Genomic DNA, 22,800 nt, shown 5'->3' with positions numbered 1-22,800 from the left:
ATTAAATCAATACTTTATAACAAAAAAGACAATTTTCGACTAGTTTCTACAGAAAAATCAGAGAGAAATTGCGCACTTTTTTAGAGTTTTTTAAGTATGTTTCGATATAATATTTGAAACCGTAATTAACTTGCTCCTTCCTGAATGCGCATACAAAAAATCCTACTGAAAAATTAACTTTCAGTAGGATTTTTAGATTAGAAATATAGTAGATTAGTTTACAGTAGGGAAACCAAAACCTGATGCATAATCATCACCAGTTGCTGCACCTGTCCCTCCTAAAATATCATTATTTTTGGCTCTGTTTTGTATGGCTGCTCGTAATTGTGCAACAGAATAACCAGAATTCTCAGACCATATTTTTGCTGCCAAACCAGAAATATGAGGAGTAGCCATTGATGTACCACTAATCGTATTATAGCCTCCATTATACCAAGTTGATAGAACGTCACGACCTGGTGCAGAAACTTCTACATCACGCTCACCAATGACATAGTCACCATCTGTATTTGGATTTCCTCGCGAAGAGAAATCAGCAACACGATATGTGCCATTTGCTTTTACGTTTTCAAGAGCAGCAACAGCAACGGCTTCCGGCAATGCGCCAGGATATCCTATCGTATTAGGAGTTGGTCCATCATTTCCAGCTGCAGCAACTATTAGTACACCCTTGTTATAAGCATAAGTTACAGCACTAGATATTAAACTGTCTTTTACACTTGACCCTAAGGACATTGAAATAATCGTTTTTACCCCTAAACTTGTTGATTGATCAGCAACATGACGAATCGCTGCGGCTATATCATCTGAATAGCCTGACCCTCTATTATTTAATACTTTATACGACCATAATTTCGCTTCAGGAGCTACGCCATAAATTCCTTGACCAGAACCTCCATTGGCAAGTACTGTTCCAGAAACATGGGTACCGTGTCCATTTTTATCTACACAAGAATTATTTACTAAACTCGATTTAGCCTGACTAAAGTCTTTGCATTGTTCAACATTACTAGCCAAATCAGGATGCGTTTTATTAACTCCAGTATCTAGTACTGCAACTCTTATACCACTTCCTCCTGATGTTGTAGTAATCCCATCATTTTTATAGATTGCTTGAATCCCCCAAGGAGTTCGAACACTTGGAACAGCTGTTGCTGCTAATTTAGTTCCTTCATTTTTTTCAAGTGTTATTTTATGTACAAGCTCTACTTTTAAATTTTTATTCTTTTGAAGTGCTTCATACTGTGCTGTAGTTACCTCAGTTGAAAATCCTAGATTCTTTAAGTCCCATCTAGTTCCATAACTTCTTTTTGCATTTTCTTTTGCAGTTTCATTCGTTGAAGTAATAAAAACACGTATTTTTTCAGAGTTTTCGACAGCTTTAGCATTTGATGTATAAAAAGGTGAAATTAAACTTCCTACCAAAACTGAACTTCCTAACAACTTAAACCATTTCATCAAAAAATCCTCTCCCTTTTTATTAGAATAGAAATTACGACGAATGTGTTGAACTTAAGAAGTAAAAGCTAAAAACTCTTCCTCCCTCCGTAGTTTTTATTAACGAAAATCATTTGAATTTATATAATATGATACTCGTTAATCCAAATACAAACGAACCGCAAAAAGATTTAATAATAAAGAAAAGGATTATTATGCAATTTTTATCTACTAAATAAGTATTAGAAACATAATTAAGCTAACTTTATCGATTTCCAAACATTTACGCTTGTGCCATACTAACTATTTTTTCTATTTTAATTTCAGTAATTTTTCCTCTATCCCCACAGCCAACTTCTCAAATTCCTGTACAAAAACAAAAGACCTTTCCATTACGGATAGATCTTTAAATAGAAGTTTTATTCTATAGGACTCATTGTCACAGAAAAAACATAACTTTGATATTTATCGCATCCTTTATAACTATATTTCAATCCATCTTTTGTAAATGCTCTACCATCTTCTTGAAAACCTAAATCATGTAAAACATCTATTATTGAACCGTTTTCGTAGTCTTTTCCAACACGGAATTCGATACTCAAACTAATCACCCTTTTATATTTTTTTATTTATTTTGGTAATTGTTGGGTGATTTTATACTAAGGGTTCACATTATAGGCGAAGTATTTAGTAAGAAAAGCGATCAAAATATGTACTATATTCATAAGCTGTGAACTTTGTTCATAAAGTACTGACTTTGGTGCGTAAATCAGTGTGTTTTGTTCATGCTTTTATGTATTGAAAGATAGCGGATTCGATATTTGAAAAATCGAACACAATGTGAACTTTATTGATAAAGTAGTGAACTTCGTTGATATTTTAGTGATTCTCGTTGATATATCACCAAGTTTCGTTGATATAGTGCTAGAACTTGATATTGATCCTTATATTTGGCTCTAATATTGCGAAGAGCGCGTGTAATTATCACTAACCCACTATTATTTATTGCAAATTCATAAAACTTGCGCCAATCAACGAATTAAAAAATCCAGAAGGATCATTCATTTCCTTCTGGATTTTTTACCTCAGTATTCCTACTCCTAATTTATTTCAATCCTAACTCAGTCAAAATACTTTCCAAAGTAGCACCCTTATAAGATGTTTTAACCTTAGGGGCATTCGGTACAGAGTTATTTCTCTTTCCGAAGTTTTTCACTACATAATTCATATCTTTAGCATCAACAACTTTATCGAAGTTGAAATCTGCTGATGATTTATTAGTTCCCCAGAAAGTTTGTAATTGAAGTGCGTCCATTACATCGATTACATTATCTTTGTTCGCGTCTCCGGCAGTTAATCTTGGTGTAACATAGCGTAAAGTTCTACCTACCGTTTCCCCTCGGACTTGATCTGATAATGTGAATTGTACATTTTTTGTAAAATGACCAGGTACATCGACTGTAAATGTATATGGTTTGTTATCAGCCTTGATCCCGTTAATAGCAAATGCACCATTTTTTGAAGTTAGTGGTACATTATAATTTGTTTTTCCATCATATGAATTAAGGGAAACTTTCGCACCAATTTGAGTTTGATCAATACTATAGTTCATTTGATTCGTATTCGGATCGATTACACCTTCTAACTGTAAGTTACCATTGAAATAAGATACTTTCGATGTGAATACATAATTTTCAACATACGAATTGATAGTTTTTGTTTCTACACCTGATTGATCAATTGCATTTGCTGATGATGCACCAAATGGAACACCTATTGAACTTTCTTGATCCAATGTTTTTAAATCGAAGTTTAACAATGCTAAGTCTTCTGGTAATGCCTTATCACCTAAGTAAGTAAAGTTTACTGTATAGTTCGTTGTGTACGCAGAAGCTTGTGAAGAAGATACGGAAATTGTTGCATCACCATATTGCTTCACTTCATCATTTACTGTAATATTTTCAATTTTACCTTGTTTTGTGTTCGTTCCAATTACGATTTTTGCTTGTTTTAAATTTATAATATTATTTGATCGTACTGTGTAATTGATTGAATCACCAGTTGTTGCTCTCTTTTTATTTGCTTTAAAATAATAATAAGGCGTTGTATTTTTTGTAAAGACTACATGGTCTGTTGGAGTTTGATTTCTTGCTGTATCAAATGTGTAATATCTTACATCTAACCAAGGAACTTTATTAGAAACAAACATTTGCTCTTTAAAATTCCCATCTATATCAGTGTACACCGGTGCATTTGGGAATGGTGAGTTATAGAAAAACACGATTCCATTTTGAGACTGGTCGACATTTATTCCATATCGTTTCGCTTCGTCTACTTCTGGATCGTACACATTAAATGTGTAGTCATATAGCATTTCACCATTTGAATCTAGTTGACTATCAGAATATTCAACTACTTTTTGTTCTAATGAATCAAAGCTAGTTGTCACAGTTGGGTCACCGGATTCGAATAATAAATCAGGCGCAGAAGAGAATGTTTTGCCAGAAGCATTTGTTCCAATAAATCGTAATTTATAATGTCCTTTTGGAACTAGGGCATTTTCAGCACTAATGGGGTTGTTAGGATCTCCTGTGAAAGGATAATACACACCTTTAAATACTTGTTGTGCTAGATATTCGATATTTTCTTTTAATTGACTACCATCATATGATCCAATGTATCCAACATCCTCACCTGTAGTTGCATTTTGTAATACGATATCTACTGATTTCATATGAGTTTGTAATGTCAAATAAGCAGTAACAGTTGGAAGTGCTGTAGCAGGAAAGAGAATTTTATCTGTAAAGATTGGATTGAATAGTCTAGCAGATAGTCCTTCTTTAACAACTCGTCCACCAAATGGAATTTGATAAGTTTCGGTTGGGTCTGCAGTATTTGTAAATGTAATAGATCCTTCATATGTTCCTTTTTCAGCTGTTTTAGGAATCTTTAAGTCAAACTTTATTGTTTTCTGGCTAATTCCATTTAATTTAACAGATGTAGGGCCCGTAAGTGTTACATTGTTTTGAGACGCATCTTTTGATCCTCTTAATCCAGTTTGGAATTTCACATCAACACTAAATGTTTTCGCTTTTTCACTACGATTCTTTAAATTTATCGAACGTGAATCTGCAATATCTTGATCATTAAACGCAAATGAACCAAAGCTAATAGCACCTGTTAATTCTTTAATTGATTTTTGTTTCCCATTAATAATCGTTGGTGTTCGATCCACTACTTGTAGTTCTACATTCGAGTGGATTGCCTCATAAGCATCAACTCGTCCACTTCCAACCTCAAATACGCTATAAGCTTTTGATAATGGATCTGCTGTATTCATTAAGATTGACTTTACATCTTCCGGTTTTAAATCTTTATTTGTTTGAAGTAATAAGGCAGATACACCTGCTACATAAGGTGTTGCCATTGATGTACCTGATAATCTTTCATACGCGTATTTATAGTCCTCTGGCTTTGAACCATCAGCAGTTTTATTGTTCACATAGAATGGTACTGTCGAAAGAATTGATACACCAGGTGCAGTTACTTCTGGTTTAATATCGTAATTAACACGAGACGGACCTCTAGAGCTAAATGACGCTAATTCATCAGAAGCTGTCTTTAGTTTCGTAAAATCACCGTATGTGAAGTCTGATTTACCAGCTTTAATAGCTGCTAAAATTGTATTACCTTCATCATTTGAAACCGAGAATGCAGGAATCCCATCAACTGATTCACCTAAAAATGCTTGAATTGCACCTTCAGCTTTGTTTGCTTCGTCATTGTACATTATTACGCCAACTGCGCCTTTTGCTTTTGCATTTTTTATTTTATCTATTAATGCAATTGTTCCACGTTTAACAAACGCAATTTTACCGTTAACATCTTTTCCATTAAAGTCCGCTGGATTAGCTAAACCAACATCAACTAGTTGGTATGTTTTACCTTTTAATGTAGTTAAATCATCAGCATAATTTCTTGCTAATTGTCTTATAGAATAATTCTTACCGTCCTGTACGCCTGCATATTGATAGACATCAAGTGCAATTGATGATGCACCTACTGTTAAAGCTAATGCTGCAGCACCAGGTGAACCTAATGTGTCCATTTTGTCTCCACTATTTCCAGCAGCAACAACCGTAGTAACGCCACTTAACACTGCATTATTTACGGCAACTGAAGTCGGGAAAAGCGGATCATTTAATGTAGCTCCAAGTGACATATTAATGACATCCATCCCATCACTTACTGCTCGATCTAATGCTGCAATTATATTATCACTCGTTCCGCTACCATACGGGCCAAGCACACGATAAGAATAGAGATCTGCTTCCGGAGCTACACCTAGCGTTTTAAATTCATTATTTCCAACTCCTCGGCCACCAATAATTCCTGCAACATGTGTACCATGCTCTGTATAATAAACACTTCCACTAACTATTTCGGATTTCCCCGATTTCTTCCAATCTGCGTATGTCGTTTCCATAGGATCATTATCATTGTCGACGAAATCATATCCACCTTTATATGCGTCTTTTAAATCTGGATGATGATAGTCGATTCCCGTATCTAAAATTCCAACTTTAATTCCTTTTCCAGTAAAACCTTCTGCATGTAAACGGTCCAGTGCATCATACGGTGTATAATTCCCAACATTTGCTTCATCAGCTTTTAGTTCGTCATTTTCTTTAGGTGGATCAATTTTGAACGTCTCGTTACTCCATACTTTTTTAACAGCCTTTGATTTAAGTAGATTCTCAACTTGATTTGCTGGTAATGTCATCGAAACACCATTAAATGCACGTTTATATGATCGGTGAATTTTATAACTTACCTTTTTAGTAGTTTCGTTATTTAATAATTGTGCTACATCCTTTGTAAAAGTCGTATGATCTTGATCAATTAAGTCTGACGCTTTTGATTCAGATAATTCTTTTCCTTCAATTGTCGCCTCAAGTCGAGCTATTTTTACTGGCTTATTTGCAAATTCAACGATAACATTTGTTGGTTCTGCAGATGATTGATCAATTTCTTCTGATATTTGAGGCCCTGTTGAATCACTAATTTTAATTTGGTTCAGTGCCTGTCTTTGTTCAGGTGACAATTTAGCAAGCAAATCTTCCGTTTTTGAAGCGCTTACAGCTTTTGAAACAGTTACTCCTTGTCCTAGTGTACCAATTACAAAACTTGACGATAAAGCGAATAAGGCCAACCCTTTTCCGATTTTCTTACAATTCCCCATTAATACCATTCCTTCCTCCTAGTCACAATTAATTACCTGAAAGATCTATTTGAAATACGTACATGAACATTAATTTTGTTATGAAAGTAATTCATTTAGTAATCTTTACAATGTTAATTATTAAGACTATTCAGAATTCGGTCAATTGGGTTAAAGCCAAGGCGTTTTCTCAATACTTATGACACATCCGAAGATTATTCGACTCTTATCTACATAATTGTTTATAAACTTTATAAGTAAAATTAATAAAAAAATAAGAAAATTAGTTCTGAAACTTATTAAAAATTTTTAAAAGATTTGTTCTATTGATCTAAATTACCAAATAAAACCTTGAAAGAGATTAGGAAAATTGGAGGGAACTAAAGATCGCCGTTCAAATTTTATTGAACAAGAGGTAACTTAAATTCAAAAATTACTTCAATTAATGTTTTAAAGCGTACTTTTTCTCCACCAAGTATCGAAAATTTATGTAGAGACGACTCAACCTAATTTAGTCAATTGAACATTTTTATCAACATTAAGTGGTTGAATAATTGATAAAGTTTCATTATTCCATACTTTTTTACAGTTTTTAATTTAATAGATTCTCAACCTTGTTAGCAGGTAAATTCATTGATAAATCATTAATATTATACTTATATGAACGGTTTATTTTATACTTTATTTTTTTGCCATAGTGTTCGATTAGCATTGTTCTTACGTTCTTTGAAAAGACAGCATGATCTTGTTAGGCTAATTTGTAGCATTTGTTTCCTATGTACTCCCTGTCCAAGTGAACTGAAATACATCTCGATGTTCAATTAAATATAGCGAATCCTTTTACGACTATGCTATGTACTTTATTAGAACTCATTACCTTTCTCCTCATTTCATTTAACTGAGAAAGACAATTGTAATTTACTAAAATAATATATTATTATTCAATTCTCTTTAAATTATTATCAAAATTCAGACAATTCTAAATTGAGTTAATTTTAACTAAATTTTCTAACGTTTTTAATAATTTTCGAGCGGTTTTTGCCATTTTTTAACTTAAATTGATACAATTTGACTATTTTAATGTTTAATCATTAAATTTTTCTCGATATATTCTCTTATTTCTCCTTAAAAAAACGTAAAGCAATGTCGATTTTTGTTAATTGTAAAACTAGATTAGCAGATGATACGATGAATTCCTCAATACCACATTTGTTAACCAAGGGAGGAATTTTAGTGAACAAAAAAGTTTTAGCGGTTGGATTATCTGTAGGGTTGGCGGCAAGTAGTTTAGCAGTAACAAATACATATGCTGCTCCAAAAAATGTATTATCAAGTTATAAATACAACAAAGCGGTAGGATCTCCAGAGTTTGTTTCTGGAAAGTTGACAAAACCATCATCTAAGAATGCAGTTGACGTTGTACATGCGTATGTCAATGCTAACAAAGATAAGTTCAAGCTAGGTTCGAAGTCTTCTAAAGAATCACTTACTGTTCAATCAAGCAAAAAAGATTCGTATGGTACCGCACTTCACCTACAACAAGTTTATAATGGTGTACCTGTTTTTGGATCTACTCAAACTGCTGTAGTTGGTGACAATGGTACACTAACAGTTTTCTCTGGTACAGTTATTCCAAACCTAGATACTAAAAAAGGACTAAAACTTGCTAAAAAAGTTAATGCAAATAAATCTATTAAAATCGCAGAAGCAGATCTCGGATATACACCTGAATATGAAAAAGACCCTACAGCTCAACTAGTAGTTTATACAAATGGCGATGAGGCTAACTACGCTTATCTAGTAAACTTAAACTTCCTTTCTCCTAAACCTGGAAACTATAATTATTTCATCGACGCTTCAACAGGAAAAATTTTAAATAGCTATAATAGTATTGATACAGCAAACAGCCAAGCTGCCAAACCTGGTGGACCAACAGTTACTGGTACGAATGTAACTGCAACAGGAAAAGGTGTACTTGGTGATACAAAAACTTTAAATATGACTTTATCTGGATCAACTTATTATTTACAGGATAATACTAGAGGTAAGGGTATTTTTACATATGATGCGGCTACTCGTACTCGACTTCCTGGTACGCTTTGGACAAGCCCTGACACTCTGCTAAATAGTACTTATGATGCTGCAGCAGTTGACGCTCACTATTATGCCGGAAAAACATTTGACTTTTATAAAACTGTTTTTGGACGTAATTCATATGATGGTAATGGGGCTGCTTTAAATTCAACAGTCCATTATAGCCGTAGTTATAACAATGCATTCTGGAACGGTGCTCAAATGGTTTATGGTGATGGTGATGGAACAACATTCACTTACTTATCAGGTGGACTTGATGTAGTAGCGCATGAATTAACTCACGCTGTTACAGAAAGAAGCTCGAACTTAATCTATCAAAATGAATCTGGTGCATTAAACGAAGCTATTTCCGATATTTTTGGAACTGTTATTGAGTTTTATACAAATAACAATCCAGATTACGAAATTGGAGAAGATATTTATACCCCTAAAACTGCGGGTGATTCACTTCGTTCAATGAGTAATCCAGCTAAATATGGTGATCCAGATCACTACTCAAAACGTTACACTGGAACTGCCGATAATGGCGGAGTTCATACAAATAGCGGTATCATTAATAAAGCTGCCTACTTAATTTCAGCAGGTGGAACTCATTATGGTGTATCTGTTTCAGGCATTGGTATTGAAAAATTAGGACAAATTTTCTATCGAGCAAATACAACTTACTTAACTTCTTCTGCAACGTTTAGCCAAGCACGTGCAGCACTTGTACAATCTGCTGCTGACCTATATGGTGCGAGCTCTGCTGAAGTAACAACAGTGAAAAATGCCTTTACTGCTGTTGGAGTAAACTAATTTCTCTGTTAAATCAAAAGGGATGCCTCAATAAATTTGAGGCTCTTTTTTTTGTTTTAGTGTGAGAAGCGTGAAATGCGAACACTAAGTGAACTTTATTGATAAAGTTGTGAACTACGTTGATAAACTAATCGTTCTCGTTGATATATTGTTAATTTTCGTTGATAAATCTGCTAAACTCGTTGATAGATTGTTAACAGGAACAGCAATTCTCTTCAAACTTGGCCAAATTATCCAATTAAAAACAGAGAACCCGCAAGGTAATTACCTTTTGGGTTCAGATAAACCGATTATAAATCTAACTCGCCCTTTACAATCTCTAATGTTTTTGTTTTATATTTACTTTTTGGTTTCGGTGCAGTTTGTAAGGATGGATTTTGCATTAAATAGTTTTTTTCAACGAATGCAAGGTCTTTAGCATCTACTTTACCATCTACATTAATATCTGCACTTCGTTTATTTGTTCCCCAATATGTTTGTAGATATAGGGCATCCATTACATCAATGACATCGTCACCATTTACATCTCCACCAAGTAATGTAGGGAGATTAATCTTTTTAAATTGACCACTCAATTCTCCATTTTCATTTAGCATTCCAATTTTGAAATCATAAAGAGTTCTAAAATGTCCTGGTACTTTTACAGTTAATTGGAGTGGTTTATCAGTAAGAGCTAAATGTAGTGCTTCCATTTTCCCTAACTTAGTAAAGATTTGATCATACTTATTTCCATTAGCATCTTGGACTGAAACATCAGCTCCTACTAAACTGTAATCTCTTTTACTATCAAATGCTCCACTACTAGTTAATAAGCCTTCCGCATATAAAATAGATTTCATCTTAGAATACGTTGGAACTAAATCTACATAAGGTGAATTTGTAATAAGAGAAGTCGTTTTTCCAGATCGATTTACATAGGTACTAGATGCGAATACTAGACTACTATCAGGTCTAATCTCAAAATTATAATCTTTTACTTTATACGTAACTTCTACTAATGGAATATCCCCATTTAAAGTTTGCGTATTATTTTCAGTAGCTTCTACGGTTACACTATTTGTTGTTTTAGTCAATTTAACATCTCCAAGTTTATTAGAATCTGGATGAAGTGCAATGTTTTCGATATTTAAATAGTCTGAAACAATGCTTAAGTTTACTGTTCCCTTTTTAAAATCTACAGCGTTTTTTAAGACGATTTTTGCTTTAACAATATCATCAGGTTTTGCAGTATCTTTATCTACAATCGCAGTCAAATATGGTGTACCTTTTTTCAAGATTTTAATTGTTTTAGGTGTGACACTTCCGTTTCCTGCAGAATCGGTTACAACTAACTTAACAACCTTTGCCCCTATACCAATTGGTACTTCATATTTAAAGGTACCATCCTTATTAACTGGAATTTCAACAGGAATTTCCCCTTGAGCTGTATCGTAGACCTTATTAGCTGATTGGTCTATTTTCATACCTGCTGCTTTATAACCCTCAACATCTTGGTCAAACACTGAGCCAGTAATTGTAACGAATTTTTGTCCTTCTTCATATTCAATGATATCCCCTACTGGCCCATCAATTGTATATTTAGGTTTTCTGTTATCAACTATTAAATTACGATATTCTATAAATTGTTTACCAGTGTCAGATGTTGCAAGCATTTTAATTCGATAAAAACCTTCATTCAGCACGGCGCTTGTAGATTTTATACCGTTTGGAGATGTGTTATCAAACGGATAATACGTACCATTAAAGAGATTCAAATTAACTAAATCCCCTTCATTTAAGCTAAACCCATTCACTGTTCCAAGATATCCTATTTCCTGATTCGTCTTTCCATCTTCCAAAATAAAATCAATATATCTAACATTTGATTTCATTTGAACTTGAGCATTTATCGTCTTAATTGTGTTAGGACTTGAATATGCATCTCTATAATGGTCTTCTGATAAACCAAGTGATGATGTTTCAAATGTTCCTATTCCTTCTTCAACAACATGTACACCAAATGGAATTTTATAAGTTTCTCCGGGATTAGTTTTGTTAGTAAAGACAATATACCCTTCATATAAACCTTTCTCAGCTGTTTTCGGAATAAAAATGGATGAAGATGTTTTTCTCTGTTTATTTCCTGTAATTTTAATTGTTGGCTCTACTGTTACTTTTACTCCGTTTTTTTCTGCATCTTTTGATCCACGTTCTGATTGAAATTGAACTGCTACGTCAAATATTTTTGTCTCATCTCCAGAATTTTTAATACTTATTGTTCGCTCTTCATTACTATCTTCTAAAAGATCAACTGTACCGAAACTGAGAGCTCCAGTTTCATTCTTAATTCTTTTTTCTTTGCCATTTTTTATGATAGGTGTTTCATCGATTACTTGAATTTCAATGTTAGAATGAACTGCCTCGTAAGCATCAATTCGCCCTGCGCCAACTTCAAATACACTATAATCCTTACTTAATGGATCTGCCGTATTCATTAGAATTGACTTGACGTCACTAGGTTCTAAGTTTGGATTCGCTTGAAGCATTAATGCTGCTACGCCGGCAACGTTTGGTGATGCCATCGATGTACCCGACAAACGTTTATAAGCATATTGGTAATCAGTTTGATCCACTTTATTTACCATATAAGATGGCACTGTAGAAAATACACCAACTCCAGGTGCTGTCACTTCAGGCTTGATATCATACGTAACACGAGCAGGGCCTCGTGAACTAAAGTCTGCTAAATTATCTCCTTTTGTTTGCATTTGACCTAATTCATTAAACGTAAAAGTACTATCAGTATTTATTTTTACTTTTAATGCAAGTCCCTCAGAATTTGTTAACGAGAATGTAGGAACATAATCTACAGCTTCCCCTAAAAAGAAAGGTATTTGACCCTCTTCTGGATTATTATTGTACATAATGACAGCAGCTGCACCATTTTGCTTTGCAAATTTAACTTTCTCGTTCAAAGTAATATTGCCACGACCTACTAGGACAACCTTACCTTTTACATCTTTATTTTTATAGTCGGCTTGTGCACCCAAACCTACGTTTACTATAGGGAATGACTTACCATTCAATTCTTCGATATGATCAGTGTACCCATTAGCCATTTGCTGCAAATTAGCGGGAATTGTTTCTGTTCCTGATTGAAGACCTGCCTTATATGTAAATAGGTTGTACGGTTCATCACTTGCTCCGACAGTCAGTGCAAGAGCAGCAGTACCTGGAGAACCTAACGTGTACATATTATTTCCACTGTTTCCTGCGGCGATAACAGCAGTAACACCACTTAATACTGCCTGATTAATTGCAACACTGGTCGTATAAAGTGGATTATTGATACCGGCACCCAAAGAGAGGTTGATTACGTCCATACCATCTTCAACAGCTTTATCAATACCTGCTAGAATATTTTCAGTGAACCCACCACCATAATGTCCTAGGACTTTATATGCATATAAATCAACATCTGGAGCGACACCTTTCATGCTATATCTTCCATCATTCTTACCTTGACCAGCTATGATCCCCGCTACATGAGTTCCATGTTCAGTGTAATAAGGTTGTCCTGTTAAAAGATTAAATTCATAAAATCCAGATTTTTTCCAATCTTCATATGTAGTTTCCATAGGATCTGTATCATTGTTTACAAAATCGTATCCACCCTTGAATACTCCCTTTAAATCAGGATGATTATAATCGATTCCTGTATCAAGAACCCCTACCTTTATACCTTTTCCAGTAAATCCTTCTTTGTGGAGTTTATCAACACCAAGTAAGGAGTGACCTAACCCACCAACAGATGCTTCTAATTTTACTTCTTCCTGTGGAATTTCTGGTTCGGCATACACTTCCTCATTACTCCAAACCGCTTTAACAGTTTTGGATTTTAATAGATTTTTAATTTGATTTGCTGGTAGACTCATAGAGACACCGTTAAAAGCATGTTTATATGATCGATTGACTTTAAAATTAACTTTTTTACTTTGACCTTCTGCTGTTAATACTTGTCCAATATCTTTTGAAAACTCTGTATGATCTTGATCAACTAGACTGGATGCTTGTGTTTCTGTTAATTTCTGTCCATCTAAACTTGATTCAATTTGAGCAACTTTTGCGGGTTTATTTTTAAATTCAACAATAACACTTGTTTGTTTTGACGAATCTAAATCAATTTCAGATGAAACTTGTAGCCCTGTCTTATTACTTGTTGAAAGTTGATGAAGTGCTGCCCTCTTTGCTGGTGATAATTTTGCGAGCATTTCATCTACTTTCGAGTATGTTGCAGCTTTTGGTGAAATTGTTACATGACTTAAAGATCCAAGAATAAAGCTTGATGACAATGCTAATACTGAAAAGCTTTTGATAAACGTACTTCTAGAAATGTGTTTTCCCATTTTCTACCTCCTAAAATTCAGAAACAAATATCACTTTTATTATTAATTATTCTGAATATTCATTCAATCGGGTTATTCATTCCTCATTAAATCAACCTCTAAATGATATTCGACGTAATCTATCAAAAATTTTAACAAAAGTTGTTTAACTTCATTCCTTTTTTGGCCCGAGGATTAAAAGGAACAAAAAAAGAGACTTCAAAAAATTGAAATCTCCTTTATGTTCATCTTATCTATTTTTGAAAATGAGAAACCTTCGTACCATTTAAGAAGTTAAGTAATTCATTAAATGTATTTTGAGCAGCTTTCGTATTCATTTGGAACTGGTATTCATGACCTAGTTCTCCTTCTGATTTATGATAAAAAACTTGTTTAACACCTGTTCTTTTTTCTAGAATAGTTGCAAATCTTTTACCCTGTGATTCGAAGGAACCTGTATTTCCATCCGTAATGAAGGTTGAAACAAAATGTTTTGGTACATTTTTTAAAAGCGATGATTCCTTTGTCTCCTTTTCATCTTCCCAATTGTATTTTCCATAATATGCCCAGCCTACTCGTTTAAATACAAATTTCATCCACCTTGATGAGGCATGCGTTTGTACTTCTTTCATATCATAAGGTCCACAAAATAGAAGCGCACCTCGAATTGTATTTGCATCGACACTTTGACCTATTTTAGCTGTATTGGAATAATTTTTATTCATTTGAATGCTCACAAATTGAGCTGTAAGCTGAGCACCGGCTGAATCTCCAGCTAGATAAATATTGTCCATATCTAATCCATATTTATCAGCATTTTTTTTGACATAACGGTAGGCTTGGTCAATTTGTTGTAAAGGTATAGGATACGCAACACTTGGCGCTAAAGGATAGTTAATATTCACTACATTATACCCATGACTTGCTATATAGGTAGCATATTTACGTACATCATTTTTATCTCCTGCTACAAATGCACCACCATGTATCCAAAAAATAGTCGGAACATATTTCATATCGTCTTTATATTTAATTAAATCAAACGTACTATTTTTATATTTTGACGAATATTCGATATCAGTAGTCATCTTTGTTTTTTGTTTAGCTATACTAAAGCCAGCAGCCTCAACTTCAATACCACCTGCGAATGATTTCTTCAAAAACCAGGTAACAGGTCTTGGAGATAGAAAAATCGATCCAACACCAATAACGATGATTAACATTAAACATATGCCAATTATTTTAAATGTACGCTTCATATTTATCCTCCTGATAAAGAGCTAATTGAAGTTTATTATTCGATTTTCCAAAAAATATCATACATGCTATTGGTAGGGGTAAATCTCCAAAATAGAAAATGATCCGCCCCTTTTTATTTTGTAACTGTAACTATCACTCCATCTTTATTATTACCAGATATTTCATACGAAGATTTACTTGGCAAATAAATATCTTCATTTTTAGTATTGATAGGATAATAATAAATCTCATATTTTTTTGAACCTATATTCACTACTAAACGCTTTTTCGTTTGCAAGAAATCTAAATACTCTTCTAATGTAAAATTATTTTCATTTATTAATGCGCTATGAGGTAAGCCAACGTAACGAAAATGCCATGGTTCAAATTGTATTCCCGTAATAGCTTCTTTTCCTTTCGGATAACGTAAAATAAATCCATATTTCCATGAATTCTTTTTTAACCACTTACCCTCTGGTGCATAATCCATTTTCGTTACAGTCGAGCCTATATCTAACGATAGACCAGAGTTATGTTCGCTATAGCCAGGTGGTAATGCAATATCCGATCCTTTTTCCTGATAAAGCTGTTCTTGTTTACTATTATTACGATAACCGCTAGTAATCATAAAGTGATTTATTCCTTTTAATTCGGCTGCATCTATCATTTTAGAGAGATTCAGTGCTACATCTTTTGAAAGGCTGATCGTAGTATCTGGTAATACCATGTTATCTGGTATTTTATTTTTAAATAAATTGATTATATCTGTTTTTACACCTTGCTCTCTAATTCTAAGATTTTTATTAATTAATACTAAATTTCCTTGATAAATTTGTTCTTTTGAAATCTTTATTCTATGATTATACGTTTGTGCTGGCTCATTTAAAGTTTTATAGTTAACATTTTGCTTAATTTTTTCTTGGAATAGTAGATAACACATTAAAAATGATATTAAAAATAAAAAAAACTTCTTCACACCCTAATTCCTCCTGATTCGTTATGTAGCATTAGAATAGGAAAAACTGTTTAAGAAGAAGTGATGGAAAATCTTAAATTTTTCTTAAGTTTCGTTTGAAATTGGCAATCTTATTTCAAAAATCGTACGTATTACACTACTTTCCGCTGAAATTGTTCCTTTATGTTGTTCAACAATATTTTTAGAAATGAATAGGCCCAGTCCAGTACTATCCTCTTGTCCTGTTCTAGATTTATCTCCTGTATAAAACATCTCAAAAATTTTCGGTAAATCCTCTGGGGGAATATGATCGCCATAATTAATAATTTGTACAACAGCCATTTCATTATCAAGTGAGCAATTTATATCTACATATTGCCCATCTTTTCCATAACGTGCTGCATTCATTAGTAGATTTTCAAAAACACGTGCTAATAGTGCACCATCACCTACCATTTCTAATTGTGAAATGATATTTGTTCTTGCTATTAACTGATTATTTACAAAAACTGGATATAACTCTTCAATCAACTGGATTAAAAGTTTACTTAAATCGATTGTTTTATATTCAACTGGCAACATGCCATAATTCATTCTAGTCACTTCAAAAAGTTCATTTATTAAATGCTCTAAACGTTGAGATTTCTTAAAGGCAATTGACGTATAATGTTTTACTTCATTCTCCGTCAGATGATGATCTTGAAGTATAAAATCTAAATAACCTAAAACTGAAGTCAAAGGAGTACGTAAATCATGAGCTAAATTCAAAACTAACTGATCCTTGCTACTTTCTGCAAATTCTCCACGTTCGATTGCATTTTTAAGCTTCTCACCCGCCATATTAATGTCATCTGCAATAAGCTTAAATTCATCATTCGATGAAATATGGACTCGATGTGTAAAATCTCCAATTGCAAGTAAATGAATTCCTTTTGAAATCTCTTTAAAATAGGAATCATATGGCTTAATCAAAGTATAAAAAATGATAATTGCTATTATGAAAAAAATAATTAATATAAAGTAAATATCGCCAATATTTCTTATTAATTGACGTATTTGTGCTAATGTTGAGCCGAATGTTGCATTATATACATAATAAAGTTGTAAGAACTTATACAGTATATAAGAGATCATCCCGGAGAGGATCATACTTATACAGACTAAAAATATCATTTTCGATCTAAATTTTTGTGTGATATTAACCATGGAATTTATACCCGACACCCCATACAGTTTTGATCCAACTATTTTTATTTTTTTCTTCTCCTAACTTTTTTCTCAACATACGAATGTGCACCATTACTGTATTACCGCTTTCGTAATACTGTTCTCCCCAAACTTGTTGAAATATATTTTCTACACTGAATACTTTTTGAGGATGACTGGCTAATAGATATAAAATATCAAACTCTTTCGGAGTCAGTTCAACGATTTGCCCATATAGTGTAACTTCTCTATTTTCATGATCTATCATTAACCCACCTGACTCAATCACAGATTTTTTACCCTTATCAGCCTGATTTAACTGCATAGACCGACGGAGCTGCGCCTTTACTCTTGCAACTAACTCCATTGGATTGAATGGTTTCGTTAAATAATCATCTGCCCCCATTACAAGACCAGTAATTTTGTCTAAATCAGATGTTTTTGCGCTCAAAAATATGATAGGAAAATTAAAATTTTCACGTAATTGTCTTAACACTTCATAACCATCCAACTTTGGCATCATTATATCTAATATTGCTAAATCAATGGATTGTGAATTTATGACTTGAAGGGCTTCATGTCCATCGAATACTTTGACCGCATGGTAGCCCTCTTTTTGTATATGTAATTCAATGAGATCTGCAATCTCCCGTTCGTCATCAGCAATTAATATTTTTATAGGTTTCATCATTATTTCTCCTGTCAATATTTAGCACTATCATTATAGTACCAATTATTTTATTACTCAAGTAATGCTTAAATAGTAGAAATAACCGTAAAACAAGATATGAAAAAGCTATCATCCGATTTATTTAATAAATACAAAAAACTAGAAGTCTGATTGGACTTCTAGTTTCAGTGTGTAGACAAAGNNAACGGTAATGAGCACCGCTTTAGCAGGCGAAGCAACGAAGAAAGCGAGCGTTTGGCGGGCAGTCTGAAAAATTAACTTTATGAAATTATGATAAATACCTACTAATTGCTCTTCCTGCTTCTCTACCTGAAAATAAACAGCCACCTAAAAATGTACCTTCCATTGCCCGATAACCGTGTACACCACCGCCTCCAAAGCCAGCAACTTCCCCTGCTGCATACAGTCCCGGAATTGCTTCTCCTGAAGAATTTAATACATTACCATCTAAATTCGTTTGAAGTCCACCTAGTGTTTTACGACTCACTATATTTAAACGAACAGCAATTAATGGCCCGTTCTTAGGGTCCAATATTTTATGAGGAGACGCTACACGAATTAATTTATCACCAATATAATTTCGTGCACCTCTTAACGCAGTAATTTGTAAGTCTTTTGTAAATTTATTATCCATCTCACGATCTCGTGCGATCAGTTGACGCTCTATTTCATCATAATTTAATAACTTCTCTTCCGTTAAATTATTCATTCCCTCAACTAGCTCTTCTAGCGTGTCTGCAACGACAAAGTCCTCCCCTTTTTCCATAAAGGCTTTAACAGGAGCCGGAATTCCAGAGGTTGCCCTTTTCATCACTTGTTTTATACTTTTACCAGTTAAATCAGGATTTTGCTCCGAACCGGAAAGGGCAAACTCCTTTTGAATAATTTTTTTCGTTAAAATAAACCACGAATAGTCATATCCTGTTTTTTGAATAGCTTGAAGTGTACCTAAAGTATCAAAACCTGGGAAATTCGGTGCAGGAAATCGCTGTCCAGTTGCATCTAACCAAATTGATGATGGCCCCGGAAGAATGCGGATTCCATGATTGGTCCACACTGGATCCCAATTTTTTATGCCTTCAGTATAGTGCCACATTCGATCACGATTAACAATTCGACCACCAGCATCTTCAGTAATAGCAAGCATTCGACCGTCAACATGGGCTGGAACACCAGATATCATCTTTTTTGGTGGGGTACCAAGTCGACTGGGCCAATTTTGGCGTATTAAATCAAAGTTCGCTCCAATTCCCCCACTCGATACTAAAACAGCTTTTGCTCCATATTTAAATTCACCAATTACCTCACGGGAGCTATCTTCTCCCCGCTTCTCTTTACTTGGTTCTAATAAAGATCCACTTACACCAACGACTGCCCCATCTTCAGTTACTAGTTGATCTACTCGGTGGCGAGATCGAAACTCTACTAACCCTTTTTTCATCTGCTCGCGAACTCTTCGTTCGAAAGGTGCGACAATCCCAGGCCCTGTTCCCCATACTACATGGAAACGAGGTACCGAGTTCCCATGTCCTTCTGCAAGATAGCCACCGCGTTCAGCCCAACCGACGATTGGAAAGAAACGCACCCCCATTTCGTAAAGCCATTGTCTCTTCTCTCCCGCAGCGAAGTCAACATATGCTTCTGCCCATTTCTTTCCCCAATAATCCTCGTCATCTTCTCGATCAAAGCCTGCAGTTCCTAGCCAATCCTGCCAAGCTAATTCCTTAGAATCCTTTATACCTAATCTACGTTGCTCAGGTGAATCTACTAAAAACAATCCACCAAATGACCACCAAGCCTGTCCACCTATAGATGCTTTCGGTTCCTGATCTAACAACAACACACTTTTCCCAGCATCTGCAATCTCAGCTGTTGCCACTAATCCAGCCAACCCAGCACCGACAACAATCACGTCAAACTTCTCCATCCAAACATTCCCCTCCTTCTTAACCTTCTAATCTATTAAATTAAGAATTAATCTACTCACAAAACAGTTTTCTAAATTTTCAGTTATCAATTAAATAATACAGTAAATAGTAGGATAATAAAAGGAAAGAAGGCATCCTCCTTTCCCCATAGTGTATAAATACGCCTTAATCTAATGCACATTTTTCTTTTTAAATCTTCCGCCTCGTACTTCCGCAATATCTGAAATTGCTAAAAATGCAGTTGGGTCAATGTCATCGACAATTGTTTTTAGCTCTGCTTCTTCTAATCGAGTGATGATACAGTATATTACTTTTGTCGTTTCACCTGAGTATGCTCCTGTACCATTTATATAAGTAACGCCACGGCCCATTCTAAAAAGAATTGCTTCTCCAATATCATCACTTTTATCACTAATAATCCATGCTGATTTTGATTGTTCTAATCCTTCTACGACGATGTCAATTGTTTTAAAAGCGACTAAATAAGCAATAATTGAGTACATTGCCCGATCCCAAGAAAAAATGAATCCAGCTGCTCCTAAAATAAAAAGATTGAACACCATAATGATTTCACCAACAGAGAAAGGTATCTTACTATTTATAATAATCGCAAGTATCTCAATCCCGTCTAGTGCTCCACCAAATCGAATGGCTAATCCTACTCCTACACCTAATACCATTCCACCAAATATCGTTGCAAGTAGAATATCCTCCGTAAATGCAGGGATATGGTGAAACATACTTGTAAGATATGAAAGTACGGTAATGCCAAGTATCGTCGAAATAGCAAAAGTTTTCCCTATTTGCTTATAACCTAAATAGAAAAAAGGTAGGTTTAGTACAAAAAGAAATACGCCAAGTGGAAGTCCAGTAAGATGGGAAACCATAATTGAAATACCTGTTATTCCACCATCAATAACATCATTTGGAACTAAAAATATTTCAAGTCCTGTCGCTACTAGTAAAGCACCTATAAGCATTGCGATTGCTCTTTGTATTATTTTCATTTTATGAGATTTTCCATTTGTTGCATGTACTGCTTCTGCCATCTCGAATACCGTCCTAACTTTTTTGTAAAATTTTTCTACATTTAATATTTGCTCTTAAGCTCATTTTATACTCATAAGTTCATTCACTAGACATTCACAAATTGTTCTCATATAATTAGCTAGACAACTATTTCAATTAGCTAGCTAACTAATTTCCAAGGAGACTTTTTATGCGCAAAAAGCAACCTTTCTTTTTTTTATTAAATCAAACTACACGTCAGTTTTCGAAATCATTTAATGAACATTTAGTACCGACAGGATTGTATTTGGCACAATGGTCGGTGATTCATTATATCCATATGCATGGGCCATGCACTCAACGAACAATTTGTTCAAATTTGAATATTGAACCACCAACATTGACACGTACTCTTTGTAGAATGGAAACTTTAAATTTAATTGTTCGTAAAGAAGGAACTGACAAAAGAGAAAAAATGATTCATCTGACTGATAAAGCTTTAAGTCAATTTGATCGTTGGAAAGAAAAAATCATTACATTTGAGAATGATGTAATGAAAGATATACCCGATGAAGATCTTGATATTGCACTTCAAGTTTTTCAAAAAATGATGAACAATATGAAAGCATCGGAGGTTACTAAACAGGGGGAATAAGTTTGAATAACGAACGTTTATGGACAAAGGATTTTCTTAGTGTTAACTTAAGTGGATTTTTTGTATTTTTAGTATTTTATACTTTAATGGCAACATTGCCGATATTTGTAATTGATAATTTAGGTCAAGCAGATAGTAAAGTTGGGCTTGTCGTGACAACTTTTCTAATTGCCTCAGTTGCAATTAGACCCTTTGCAGGGATTTGGCTTGATACAATTGGTCGTAGAAAAATATTAATTATATCATTAGTTTTCTTTACGTTAACAACATTTCTATATCCATTAATAAATAATTTTGCACTATTATTATTGTTACGTTTTGCACAAGGGATCGCTTTTGGATTAGGAACAACTGCGACGGGTACAATTGTTGCTGAAATCATTCCTGTTTCACGTAGAGGTGAAGGTATGAGTTATTATAGTTCCTCTATGATCCTTGCGATGGTATTTGGTCCTTATCTTGGTATTAATTTAATGAATCATTTCACCTTCCATATTTTGTTTTTCGTTTGTGGATTTTTCGCGGTTATCTCTCTACTGTTTGGATTGAACATCGCCATTCCTAAACAAACGTTAAAACCAAAAACTCGAATTCAACCATCACAATTAATTGAGCGTTCTGCATTACCAATCTCAATTACTTCTGCAATTATCTCATTTGGGTACAGTGGTATCATTTCATTTATCACATTATACGCAAAGAATTTAGGTTTTGTAGATGTTGCTAGTTTCTTTTTTATTGTTTATGCAATTTTCATTTTAGGATCTAGACCTTTTACAGGTAAACTGTTTGATCGTAAAGGAGCAAACATTATCGTATATCCTGGTATTATTTTATTTGCGATTGGTCTAGTTGTATTAAGTTTTTCGACTGTACCAACAATCTTCTTAATTTCAGCTGCATTAATTGGTTTAGGCTATGGTTCAATCGTACCAAGTTTTCAAACATTAGCGATTAACACAGCTGCCCCCGCTAAAAAGGGAATGGCGACAGCAACATTTTTTATGTTTTTTGATGTCGGTATGGGGATTGGCTCTTACGTACTAGGAGTAGTATCTGCTAAAACTTCCTTCCATATTATGTACGTAATTACGGCAATTGCTGTTTTATTAACATCTGTCATTTACTATTTATTACACGATCGTAAACAAAGAAAAACGATAAATCTTAAAAAGGCAGCCGCATAAAATGATAAACCCACCAAGAA

The 22,800-nt window shown here is 34.1% G+C and carries 13 protein-coding genes; 3 read left to right on the top strand and 10 right to left on the bottom strand.

Translation table 11 applies throughout. From position 1 onward, the window contains the following. Window positions 1–213 precede the first annotated feature (213 nt). The 3 genes from COC46_RS05535 to COC46_RS05525 all read right to left on the bottom strand — a co-directional run bounded on the left by COC46_RS05535 (window position 214) and on the right by COC46_RS05525 (window position 6,679). Window positions 214–1,458, bottom strand: a complete 1,245-nt coding sequence (locus COC46_RS05535; protein ID WP_098808750.1) for a S8 family peptidase — start codon at window positions 1,456–1,458, stop codon at window positions 214–216. Between the two features lie 398 nt (window positions 1,459–1,856). Further along, window positions 1,857–2,039, bottom strand: a complete 183-nt coding sequence (locus tag COC46_RS05530) for a hypothetical protein (protein ID WP_098808749.1) — start codon at window positions 2,037–2,039, stop codon at window positions 1,857–1,859. Window positions 2,040–2,542: 503 nt separating this feature from the next. Continuing rightward, on the bottom strand, window positions 2,543–6,679 hold the full coding sequence (locus COC46_RS05525) for a S8 family serine peptidase (protein ID WP_255294820.1): 4,137 nt from the start codon (window positions 6,677–6,679) through the stop codon (window positions 2,543–2,545). 1,212 nt (window positions 6,680–7,891) lie between these two features. On the opposite strand from COC46_RS05525, the gene COC46_RS05520 reads away from it, so the two are divergent. Then, window positions 7,892–9,547, top strand: a complete 1,656-nt coding sequence (locus COC46_RS05520; protein ID WP_098808747.1) for a M4 family metallopeptidase — start codon at window positions 7,892–7,894, stop codon at window positions 9,545–9,547. Window positions 9,548–9,837: 290 nt separating this feature from the next. Here COC46_RS05520 and COC46_RS05515 read toward each other — a convergent pair whose 3' ends face one another. The 7 genes from COC46_RS05515 to COC46_RS05485 all read right to left on the bottom strand — a co-directional run bounded on the left by COC46_RS05515 (window position 9,838) and on the right by COC46_RS05485 (window position 20,979). Beyond that, window positions 9,838–13,932 carry a S8 family serine peptidase gene (locus COC46_RS05515; protein ID WP_098808746.1) on the bottom strand — a complete coding sequence of 1,365 codons (4,095 nt, stop codon included), beginning with the start codon at window positions 13,930–13,932 and terminating at the stop codon, window positions 9,838–9,840. 233 nt (window positions 13,933–14,165) lie between these two features. Continuing rightward, window positions 14,166–15,170, bottom strand: coding sequence for an alpha/beta hydrolase (locus COC46_RS05510; protein WP_098808745.1), 1,005 nt, complete (start codon window positions 15,168–15,170; stop codon window positions 14,166–14,168). A gap of 113 nt (window positions 15,171–15,283) precedes the next feature. Beyond that, window positions 15,284–16,126: a M15 family metallopeptidase gene (locus COC46_RS05505; protein WP_098808744.1), complete on the bottom strand. Its 843-nt coding sequence runs from the start codon at window positions 16,124–16,126 to the stop codon at window positions 15,284–15,286. Between the two features lie 84 nt (window positions 16,127–16,210). Continuing rightward, the gene (locus tag COC46_RS05500) at window positions 16,211–17,311 is read right to left on the bottom strand and encodes a HAMP domain-containing sensor histidine kinase (RefSeq protein ID WP_098808743.1); all 1,101 of its coding nucleotides are present in this window, start codon (window positions 17,309–17,311) and stop codon (window positions 16,211–16,213) included. Then, entirely contained in the window at window positions 17,304–17,999 is a 696-nt protein-coding gene (locus COC46_RS05495; protein WP_098808742.1) for a response regulator transcription factor, read from the bottom strand. Before COC46_RS05495 ends, COC46_RS05500 begins: the two co-directional genes overlap by 8 nt. 271 nt (window positions 18,000–18,270) lie before the next feature. Then, window positions 18,271–19,929, bottom strand: a complete 1,659-nt coding sequence (locus COC46_RS05490) for an FAD-binding dehydrogenase (RefSeq protein WP_098808741.1) — start codon at window positions 19,927–19,929, stop codon at window positions 18,271–18,273. Between the two features lie 171 nt (window positions 19,930–20,100). Next, the gene (locus COC46_RS05485; protein ID WP_098808740.1) at window positions 20,101–20,979 is read right to left on the bottom strand and encodes a YitT family protein; all 879 of its coding nucleotides are present in this window, start codon (window positions 20,977–20,979) and stop codon (window positions 20,101–20,103) included. Window positions 20,980–21,149: 170 nt separating this feature from the next. On the opposite strand from COC46_RS05485, the gene COC46_RS05480 reads away from it, so the two are divergent. Together COC46_RS05480 and COC46_RS05475 are read left to right on the top strand one after the other, a co-directional pair. Next, window positions 21,150–21,593, top strand: a complete 444-nt coding sequence (locus COC46_RS05480) for a MarR family winged helix-turn-helix transcriptional regulator (RefSeq protein WP_098808739.1) — start codon at window positions 21,150–21,152, stop codon at window positions 21,591–21,593. Between the two features lie 2 nt (window positions 21,594–21,595). Next, entirely contained in the window at window positions 21,596–22,780 is a 1,185-nt protein-coding gene (locus COC46_RS05475) for an MFS transporter (RefSeq protein ID WP_098808738.1), read from the top strand. Window positions 22,781–22,800: the final 20 nt, after the last annotated feature.

The sequence above is a fragment of the Bacillus sp. AFS041924 genome, from assembly GCF_002577195.1.
Taxonomy (GTDB): Bacteria; Bacillota; Bacilli; order Bacillales; family Bacillaceae_G; genus Gottfriedia.
This window is presented reverse-complemented; position numbering and strand designations above follow the sequence as displayed.